Raw genomic sequence first — 8,324 nt, 5'->3', positions numbered from 1 at the left:
GGGCCCGCCGCACACGCGCCGCCCCGCTCCCGCCGCCGGCGCCCCCCGGGCCCCCCCACCCGCGTGGCGCCCCCCCCGGGGCGGGGGGGGGCCCGCCGCGGCGGGGGACCGGCGCCGGTCAGGGACGTCGGCGCGGGGCCGGTGAGGTTCGGGCGGGGCACCCGGCCATTGTCGGACACCGGTCCGGGCGCCCGCCGCCGCGGCCCGCGCCGCTACTTGAGCCGGTCCCGGATCCGCCCGCGCATCGCCGCCATGGTGAAGCCCCTCGGGTCGACCTTGCCCGGCTGCCACTCCAGGTGGCCGATGACGGAGCGCTCCGTCCAGCCGTGGTGGCGGCAGATCGCGGCCGCCGCCTTCTCGATCGCCTCCAGCTGCGCCGCCGGCCACGGGTCGTCCCCGTCGCCGAGGTTCTCGCACTCGAAGCCGTAGAAGTGCCGGTTCCCGTCCGTGTTCGCCTCGTTGTCGTGCGGGAGGGCCTTCTCCGCGATCACCGCGCGCAGCACGTCGTCGTCGCCGAGGCCGGCGTGGTTCGCCCGCCCGTAGCCGACCAGATGGACCCGGCCGTCCTTCGTGATGACTCCGTGGCACAGCGGGCCGGGCAGATCAGGATGACCGTTTCGGCACAGCTTCACCGTGCGGGCGCTGCCCGAGGTGACGGTGTGATGGATCATCACGCCGTGCACCGGGCCCCAGGCGCCCTTGTGATTGCGGTTGTGATGGCGCCAGTCGCCGACCTCGACCACCGTCAGGCCCTCGTGCTCGAGAGCGGCGAGAAAACTGCTCGCGGACATGGGTGGGGCCATGGCCGCCTCCTTCGCGGGCGCGACGACCACCGGGTGCGGAACGTCTCGTACCGCTGCTTGTACCGGAACGGCCCCGCACGGACTACTCGTTCGTATCCCGTGCGATGCGATCCGGACAGCCCCGGACGGCCCCGCGCGCTCCCCGCGGTCGGGGCCGGCCGTGGTGGGCCCGCGGGCGGTCAGCTCCGCAGGAAGCTGTCACCGTGCTCGGCGATGTGCGACTCCAGGGCCTGGAGCGCCTGCTGCGTCGCGTCCGGGCTGCCGCTGCCCCGGCGCTCCGCGTAGTACGCCGCGCCCAGGCGCTTGAGCAGATCGGAGCCGGCCCGCTGCGCCTGCACCTCGTCCAGCTTCTGCTTGCCCTGCGTCAGCCCGCGCTGCGCCTGCTCCTTGGCCCGGTCCAGAAAGCCCGCCATCATGGTCACCTTTTCTGTCGTCCGCTGCCGGCGTCTGCCGTGTCTCTCGCCCTCTTCAACGCACGCCCCGATCTTGGAGTTCCTAAAACCGGCGATGCGGGACGGACGGGATGAGCCGGATGGATCGCGGCCTGGGTGCGCGTCCACTGCCCCGCATCCGAGCGATGCATTCCCGCTCATTTGTGTAATGGCGCGACTGCGGAGCGTACTGGAAGGGTGGCGCTCGCAGGTCAGTTCATGATCGGGAGGGCATTCATGTCGGTAGGCGAAGAGGTCCGCACGGAGCAGCCGGGTGAGCAGAAGAGCCTCGGCACATCCGCCGCGCGGAATCTGGCCACCACCACCAAGTCCGCGCCGCAGATGCAGGAGATCAGCTCCCGCTGGCTGCTGCGGACGCTGCCGTGGGTCGACATCCAGGGCGGCACGTACCGGGTCAACCGACGGCTGAGCTACACGGTCGGCGACGGGCGGATCACCTTCGTGAAGACGGGGGACCGGGTCCGGGTCATCCCCGCCGAGCTGGGGGAGCTGCCCGCGCTGCGCGGCTTCGAGGACCCGGACGTGCTGGACGAGCTGGCCCAGCGCTGCACACAGCGGGAGTACGAGGCCGGCCAGGTCATCGCCTCGTTCGGCAGCCAGACGGACGAGGTCTTCCTCCTCGCGCACGGCCGCGTCGAGAAGATCGGCACCGGCCCGTACGGGGACGACGCCGTGCTCGGCGTCCTCGCCGACGGCGCCTACTTCGGCGACCAGGCGCTCCTCGACACCGAAGGCATCTGGGAGTACACGGCCCGCGCCGCGACCGCGTGCACCGTGCTCAAACTGCCCCGCCGCGACCTGGAGCAGATCGCCGAGCGCTCCGACGCGCTGCGCGAGCACCTGGAGCGGCTGCGCGCGATCCCGGAGCAGCGGGCGAACCGGTACGGCGAGAAGGAGATCGACCTCTCCGCCGGTCACGTGGGCGAGGCCGTGCTGCCCGGCACCTTCGTCGACTACGAGGCGGCGCCCCGCGAGTACGAGCTGAGCGTCGCCCAGACCGTGCTGCGCATCCACTCGCGCGTGGCGGACCTCTACAACCAGCCGATGAACCAGACGGAGCACCAGCTCCGGCTCACCGTCGAGGCGCTGAAGGAGCGCCAGGAGCACGAGCTCATCAACAACCGGGAGTTCGGCCTCCTCAACAACTGCGAGTACGACCAGCGGCTCCAGCCGCACGACGGCGCGCCGAGCCCCGACGACATGGACGAGCTGCTCAGCCGGCGCCGCGGTTCCAAGCTGTTCCTCGCGCACCCCAAGGCCATCGCCGCGTTCGGCCGCGAACTCAACAAGCGGGGCCTGGTCCCCGAGAGCATCGACGTGGCGGGCAACCGCATCCCGACCTGGCGCGGTGTCCCGATCTATCCCTGCAACAAGATCCCGGTGACCGAGGCCCGCACCACCTCCATCATCTGCATGCGTACCGGCGAGGACGACCAGGGCGTCATCGGTCTGCGCCAGTCCGGCATCCCGGACGAGATCGAGCCCAGCCTGTCCGTCCGCTTCATGGGCATCAGCGAGCAGGCGATCATCTCCTACCTCGTCACCACCTACTACTCGGCGGCGGTCCTGGTGCCCGACGCGCTCGGCGTGCTGGAGAACGTCGAGGTCGGGCGGTGGCGTTGACCCGGCGCGAGCGCCCGCGCGACCGGCGGGGGGTGAGCCCATGACGCAGACGACGGAGCCGCCCGTGACCACAGAGTCCGCCGAACCGACGGCCCTGGCGCAGGCCAGGACCAGCGTCGATCCCGAACTGCGCAGAGCCGTCGACGCACTGCCCGCGTCCATACGCAGGGTCGCCCGCCACCACTTCGGCTGGGAGCACGCCGACGGCACGCCCGCTACGGGGAACGCGGGCAAGGCCGTACGCCCCGCCCTCGTCCTCGCCGCCGCGCGGGCCCTCGGCGGGGAGCCCGGGCAGGCCGTGCGGGCCGCGGCCGCGGTGGAGCTGACCCACAACTTCACGCTGCTGCACGACGACGTGATCGACCGGGACGCCACCCGGCGGCACCGGCCGACCGCGTGGACCGTCTTCGGGGACGCCGACGCGATCCTCACCGGGGACGCCCTGCAGGCCCAGGCGCAACTGCTGCTCGCCGAGGACCCGCACCCGGCGGCCCCGGCCGCGGTGGCCCGGCTCGCGGCCTGTGTCGTCGAACTGTGCGCCGGCCAGGTCGCCGACGTCGCCCTGGAGGGGCGCGACCCGAGAGAGGTGACGCTGCCGGAGACCCTGGCGATGGCCGAGGCCAAGACCGGGGCGCTGCTCGGCTGCGCCTGCGCCCTCGGCGGGCTCTACGCGGGGGCGGACGCGGCGCAGGTCGTGGCGCTCGACGCGTTCGGCCGGGCCGCGGGGCTCGCGTTCCAGCTGATCGACGACGTCATCGGGATCTGGGGCGACCCGGCCCGCACCGGCAAGCCGGCCGGGGCCGATCTCGCCGTCCGCAAGAAGTCGCTGCCGGTCGTCGCGGCACTCGCCTCCGGCGGGCCCGCGGCGGACGAGCTGGCCGCGCTGTACGGGCCACCGGGCCCGGGGAAGGAGGGCCCCGCCGAACTGGAGGCGATCGCGCTGGCCGTCGAGCGGGCGGGCGGCCGGGACTGGGCGCAGGCCCAGGCCGCCGACCAGATGGCCCGCGCCGTCGACGAGCTGGCGCGCGCCGTGCCGGTGCCGCAGTCCGCGGACGGGCTGCTCTCGCTCGCGGAGTTCGTGACACGGCGCGGGCACTGACGCCTCCGCCGATGGGGCCGAGCGGCGCACGGGCCCCGCATTCCACCGCGTTCCGGGCGGGGGAGCGGGGCCCGTGCGCCGTCGCATCGGTGATCGCCTAGGCTGCGAACGCCCGCGCACGGACAGCGGGTTGGTGCGAGCCACAGGGGGCGGACGGGCGTGGGTGTGCGGATTCGGCGGGCTCAGGAGAGCGACCGGGACCTCGTGGTCGGACTGCTGGACGCGGCGTTCATGGACGACCCGGTCAGCGGCTGGGTCCTGCCCGGCGAGGAGTACCGGCGGGCCCGGCACGCGCGCCTGATGGGCGTGTTCACCGACGTGACGTACGAAGAGGGCTTCATCGACCTGGCCGAGGACGGTTCGGCGGCGGCCCTGTGGGTCGACGTGCCGGCCGAGCCGCACCGGAGCGAGGACGGCGACGCGGGCGAGGGCGGCGAGGACGAGGCCGTCCAGGTGCGTCTGGCCGTCGACCCGGACAACGAGCGGGTGGAGCAGATCGCCCGCTGGACCTCCGAGATCCACCCGGCGGGCCGCGCGCACGCCTACCTGTGGATGATCGGCGTCGCCCCGGACCGGCAGGGCGAGGGCCTCGGCACCGCACTGATGGCGCCGGTCCTGGAGCGCTGCGACCGTGAGGGACTGCCCGCCTACCTGGAGGCGAGCAACCCGCGCAGCCGCGCCCTGTACGAGCGGCTCGGGTTCGTCTTCACCGGCACCGCGCTCGACCTCCCGGACGGCCCCTCGCTGTGGCCCATGTGGCGGGAGCCGCAGCAGCCCTGACGCCCTGGCAGGGCCGTCACGCCTGAGGGACGATCCGCTCCACCAGCCGCTCGACGACCCCCTCGGGCACGCTCACGCCCGGGATGGCGCCCTCCAGCATGCCCGGCATCGTCAGCGTCTCCAGGATGAGCCCGAGCGTGCCCAGGTAGAGCAGCGTGACCTCCTCGGCTCCGCCGGGCAGCCCGGACGCGAGGTGGAACGCGACGCCCTCGTCCAGGTCGCCGCGGAGCGACTTCATCAGGGAGGCGCGCAGTTCGGGCCGCCGGCCCGCCTCCAGGCGCATCTCCATCAGGGCCAGGAACCCGGTGCGGTCACGCTGCGCGCGGCCCAGCAGATCGCGCATGAACGCGGTGACCAGGGCGCGGTCCCGGGGCCGGGTGAGCAGCTCCTCGACGACCGCGGGGTCCGGCGCGAGCCGCCGGTGCAGCCAGGTGTCGATCTGGCCCAGCAGGTCGTCGCGGCTGGTGAAGTAGTTCGAGGACGTGCCGGTGGGTACGCCCGCGGCGGTGTCCACCGCCCGGAAGGTCAGCCCGCGCGCGCCCTCGGCGGCGAGCACCTCGACCGCCGCGTCCACGAGGGCGGCCCTGCGCTCCGGATTCCTCACCATGTCCGCACCCAACTCCTTCTGTCCGCCGAGGGCTTGCCGCACAAAGGGCTTGCGCAACCACTACAAGTGAAGCACTCTAAGTGTAGTGGTTCGCCGCACGGCAACCACACCATCCTTTGCCGTCCACGAAAAGAGACCAGCTTGCGCAAGCTCACCTACTTCGTCGCCGTGTCCGTCGACGGCTTCATCGGCGACGAGTCCGGGAACGGCGACGTGTTCACCACGTACGTCGACGAGGAGTTCATGGCCTTCCTCGCCGCCGAGTACCCGGAGACCCTGCCGACCCATGTCCGGGCGGCGGTCGGCCTCGACGGCGTCCCGAACCGGAAGTTCGACACCGTCCTCCAGGGCCGCGGCAGCTACCAGGTCGGCCTCGACGCCGGCATCACCAGCCCCTACGGGCACCTGCGCGAGCTCGTCGCGACGCGCAGCCTGGAGAAGTCCCCCGACCCGAACGTCGAGCTGATCCGCGACGACGTCGTCGGCCGCGTCCGCGCGCTCAAGGCGGAGGACGGCGACCGGGACATCTACCTGTGCGGCGGCGCACAACTGGCCGGACTGCTCGCCGACGAGATCGACGAGCTGATCGTCAAGACGTACCCGGTGGTGTTCGGCGGCGGCATGCCGATGTTCGCCGGCCGCTCCAGCGCGATCACCGCGTTCGCCCTGGAGGAGAACCGCACGTTCGGGAACGGCGTGATCGTCCGCCGGTACACCAGGAAGTCGTAGCGCTCTAGGTTGTACGTATGACTGAGCTGCTGCACCTCACCGAGCGCACCCTCTGGGAGCAGGCCCGCGCCACCGGCACGTACACCGGGTCGACACGGGGAAAGACCCTCCAGGACGTCGGCTTCATCCACTGCTCGTACGGCCCTCAACTGCGCGGCGTCGCAGAGGTGTTGTACGGGAAGGACCCCGAGCCCGGCACGCTGGTCGTCCTCGTCGTCGACAGGGACCGGCTCGACGTGCCGGTGCGCGACGAGGAGGGCGTGCCGGGCGGCGAGCTGTTCCCGCACATCTACGGGCCGCTGCCCGTCGCCGCCGTCACCGAGGTCCGCGACTGGCCCTGAGCCACCCGGCGCCTGAGGGCCCTGACAGCGCCCGCCCGCCCGGTCTAGCGACTGTCCGCGAGCGCGGCGCGCACCGACTCCGTCATCGCGGCGACGAACGTGTCCCGCGTCGTCTCGTCCACCAGGTCGAGGGAGAGATACGGATTGAGGTCCTCCAGCTCGACGAGCAGCAGGTCACCCTCCGGAGTGCGGCAGGCGTCGACCCGCTGGATGCCGTGCCGGACGGTGTTCCACTCGACGAAGCGCCGGGCGAACTCCCGGTCCGCGTCCGTCGGTTCGTAGGGGCGCAGCTCCCAGCGCCGCTCCGGGTCCGGCGCGTACAGGGCGTACTGCATGGTGTCGTCCACGAAGTAGAACGACACCTCGTAGCGGAACCGGATCCGCGGCTGGACCAGCAGGCCGTCCTCGTAGGGGAGCCCGGTCAGCTCGTCCGGGCCGACGAAGCGCAGGCCTATGGAGTCGGCGCCCAGCTTCGGCTTCGCCACGTACTCCTCGGCGGCCGGCAGCCGGTGCAGGTCGGCGGCACGGTCGACGGTCGGGATCACGGGGAACCCGGCGTCGGTGAGGTCCAGCAGGTACTGCTTGCCGGCCATGTCGCCGCGGCCGTCCAGCGGGCTGTAGACCGTAGTGCCGCGCTCCACGGCCCGCGCGCGGAAGGCCTCGTACGCCTCCGGGTAGCCGATGACCGGGCCGCTGTTGCGCACGACGACCCCGTCGAAGTCGTCCATCAGCGCGGCGGCGTCCCGCGGGTGGCACAGGGCGAGGTCGAACGCGGAGCGCAGCCGCGAGGTCAGGAAGATGTCCTCGTCGCAGTAGCGGCGGCCACGGGCCTCGTAGGCGAGATCGGTGACGTAGAGGACGCGGGGACGGCGGGCCATGGGCGGGGCTCCTGGGACGATCGGGGCGGCGGGGGACACCTGTAGGGGGCGATGCCGCCCAGTGTCCCGTACGCCCCGACGGCCCGCGCAGCCTGGTGGAATGGGCCGCATGACCGCCGCCCCGCGCCCCTTCCTCGCCGTCACCCCGCACGCGAGCCCGACGCGTGAACTGCTCGCGGGAGCCGCGGCCCGGCGCGGCATCGACGTCGTGGAACTCGCGGGCCCCGACGGCGCGAAGGACCTGCGCGGTCGCCCCGAGGGCCACTACTACGGCGGCCCGGCGCTCGCTGCCCACGTCGCCGGCGACCTGGGCGTCGCCCTCCTGGAACCCACCGACAGCTGGCTCACCGAACTGCCCCGCTCCGTCACCGGCCGCCACCTGCGCCGGGCGACCCTGGCCGAGGCGCGCCGGCTGACCGGCCCCGCCTTCGTCAAACCGCCCACCGACAAGTCCTTCGCGGCCGCGGTCTACGCCGACGGCGCCGCGCTCCCGGCCGGCCCGCCGCCCGCCACGCCGGTGCAGATCGCCGAAGTCGTCACCTGGACCGCAGAGTTCCGCCTCTTCGTCCTCGACGGCGAGATCCGCACGGGCGCCCAGTACGCCACGTACGGCCGGCTCGACGCGGCGCCCCTCGAAGGACACCCGCGGCAGACCCCCGTACGGGACTTCGCGCACCGCCTCCTCGCGGCGCACGCCGCCACCCTGCCCAGCGCCGTCGTCCTCGACGTCGGACTCCTCGCGGACGGCACCTGGGCGGTCGTCGAGGCGAACATGCCGTGGTTCAGCACCGTCTACGCGGCCGCACCGGACCGAGCGCTCGACGTCGTCCTGCGCTCGGCAGGACCCGCGGCCCGCGTCACCGGCCGGGACCGGCCCTTCGACCGGGGCCGGGCACGCCGAAGGGGGGGGGGGGGGGGGGGGCGCGCCCCCCCCCCCCCCCGGGGGGGCCGGCGGGGGGGCCCCCCGCCGCGGGGGGGTTAAAACCAGCCGGGCGAAGGCCAGCAATGTGTA

10 protein-coding genes are annotated in these 8,324 nt (G+C 73.3%); 6 read left to right on the top strand and 4 right to left on the bottom strand.

The window, feature by feature from the left end:
• Nucleotides 1–212: 212 nt before the first annotated feature.
• Nucleotides 213–803: an N-acetylmuramoyl-L-alanine amidase gene (locus tag ACFW9D_RS32280; protein ID WP_384627853.1), complete on the bottom strand. Its 591-nt coding sequence runs from the start codon at nucleotides 801–803 to the stop codon at nucleotides 213–215.
• A gap of 179 nt (nucleotides 804–982) precedes the next feature.
• Nucleotides 983–1,216: a hypothetical protein gene (locus tag ACFW9D_RS32275; RefSeq protein ID WP_188336926.1), complete on the bottom strand. Its 234-nt coding sequence runs from the start codon at nucleotides 1,214–1,216 to the stop codon at nucleotides 983–985.
• A gap of 255 nt (nucleotides 1,217–1,471) precedes the next feature.
• Here ACFW9D_RS32275 and ACFW9D_RS32270 point away from each other — a divergent pair, with 255 nt between their 5' ends.
• The 3 genes from ACFW9D_RS32270 to ACFW9D_RS32260 all read left to right on the top strand — a co-directional run bounded on the left by ACFW9D_RS32270 (nucleotide 1,472) and on the right by ACFW9D_RS32260 (nucleotide 4,757).
• A complete protein-coding gene (locus ACFW9D_RS32270) occupies nucleotides 1,472–2,878 on the top strand; it encodes a family 2B encapsulin nanocompartment shell protein (protein WP_188336925.1) in 1,407 nt (468 codons plus the stop codon).
• A 40-nt stretch (nucleotides 2,879–2,918) separates the two neighbouring features.
• Nucleotides 2,919–3,977 carry a family 2 encapsulin nanocompartment cargo protein polyprenyl transferase gene (locus ACFW9D_RS32265; protein ID WP_384627849.1) on the top strand — a complete coding sequence of 353 codons (1,059 nt, stop codon included), beginning with the start codon at nucleotides 2,919–2,921 and terminating at the stop codon, nucleotides 3,975–3,977.
• 159 nt (nucleotides 3,978–4,136) lie between these two features.
• Nucleotides 4,137–4,757 (top strand): GNAT family N-acetyltransferase, encoded by a 621-nt coding sequence (locus ACFW9D_RS32260; RefSeq protein WP_384627846.1) that lies wholly within the window; start codon nucleotides 4,137–4,139, stop codon nucleotides 4,755–4,757.
• A 16-nt stretch (nucleotides 4,758–4,773) separates the two neighbouring features.
• Here the strand turns inward: ACFW9D_RS32260 and ACFW9D_RS32255 are convergent, their stop codons facing one another.
• Nucleotides 4,774–5,364 (bottom strand): TetR/AcrR family transcriptional regulator, encoded by a 591-nt coding sequence (locus tag ACFW9D_RS32255; protein WP_188336922.1) that lies wholly within the window; start codon nucleotides 5,362–5,364, stop codon nucleotides 4,774–4,776.
• 141 nt (nucleotides 5,365–5,505) lie between these two features.
• Here ACFW9D_RS32255 and ACFW9D_RS32250 point away from each other — a divergent pair, with 141 nt between their 5' ends.
• Together ACFW9D_RS32250 and ACFW9D_RS32245 are read left to right on the top strand one after the other, a co-directional pair.
• Nucleotides 5,506–6,093 carry a dihydrofolate reductase family protein gene (locus ACFW9D_RS32250; RefSeq protein WP_384627844.1) on the top strand — a complete coding sequence of 196 codons (588 nt, stop codon included), beginning with the start codon at nucleotides 5,506–5,508 and terminating at the stop codon, nucleotides 6,091–6,093.
• Nucleotides 6,094–6,110: 17 nt separating this feature from the next.
• Nucleotides 6,111–6,434, top strand: coding sequence for a DUF952 domain-containing protein (locus ACFW9D_RS32245; RefSeq protein ID WP_384627841.1), 324 nt, complete (start codon nucleotides 6,111–6,113; stop codon nucleotides 6,432–6,434).
• A gap of 44 nt (nucleotides 6,435–6,478) precedes the next feature.
• Here ACFW9D_RS32245 and ACFW9D_RS32240 read toward each other — a convergent pair whose 3' ends face one another.
• Entirely contained in the window at nucleotides 6,479–7,312 is an 834-nt protein-coding gene (locus ACFW9D_RS32240) for a hypothetical protein (protein WP_384627839.1), read from the bottom strand.
• Between the two features lie 109 nt (nucleotides 7,313–7,421).
• Here ACFW9D_RS32240 and ACFW9D_RS32235 point away from each other — a divergent pair, with 109 nt between their 5' ends.
• The gene (locus tag ACFW9D_RS32235) at nucleotides 7,422–8,294 is read left to right on the top strand and encodes an ATP-grasp domain-containing protein (protein ID WP_384627836.1); all 873 of its coding nucleotides are present in this window, start codon (nucleotides 7,422–7,424) and stop codon (nucleotides 8,292–8,294) included.
• Nucleotides 8,295–8,324: the final 30 nt, after the last annotated feature.

This window comes from Streptomyces sp. NPDC059524, assembly GCF_042749255.1.
In the GTDB taxonomy this organism is placed as follows: domain Bacteria; phylum Actinomycetota; class Actinomycetes; order Streptomycetales; family Streptomycetaceae; genus Streptomyces; species Streptomyces xanthii.
The sequence above is the reverse complement of the archived record's forward strand: the minus strand, read 5'-3'. Positions and strand labels throughout refer to the sequence as shown.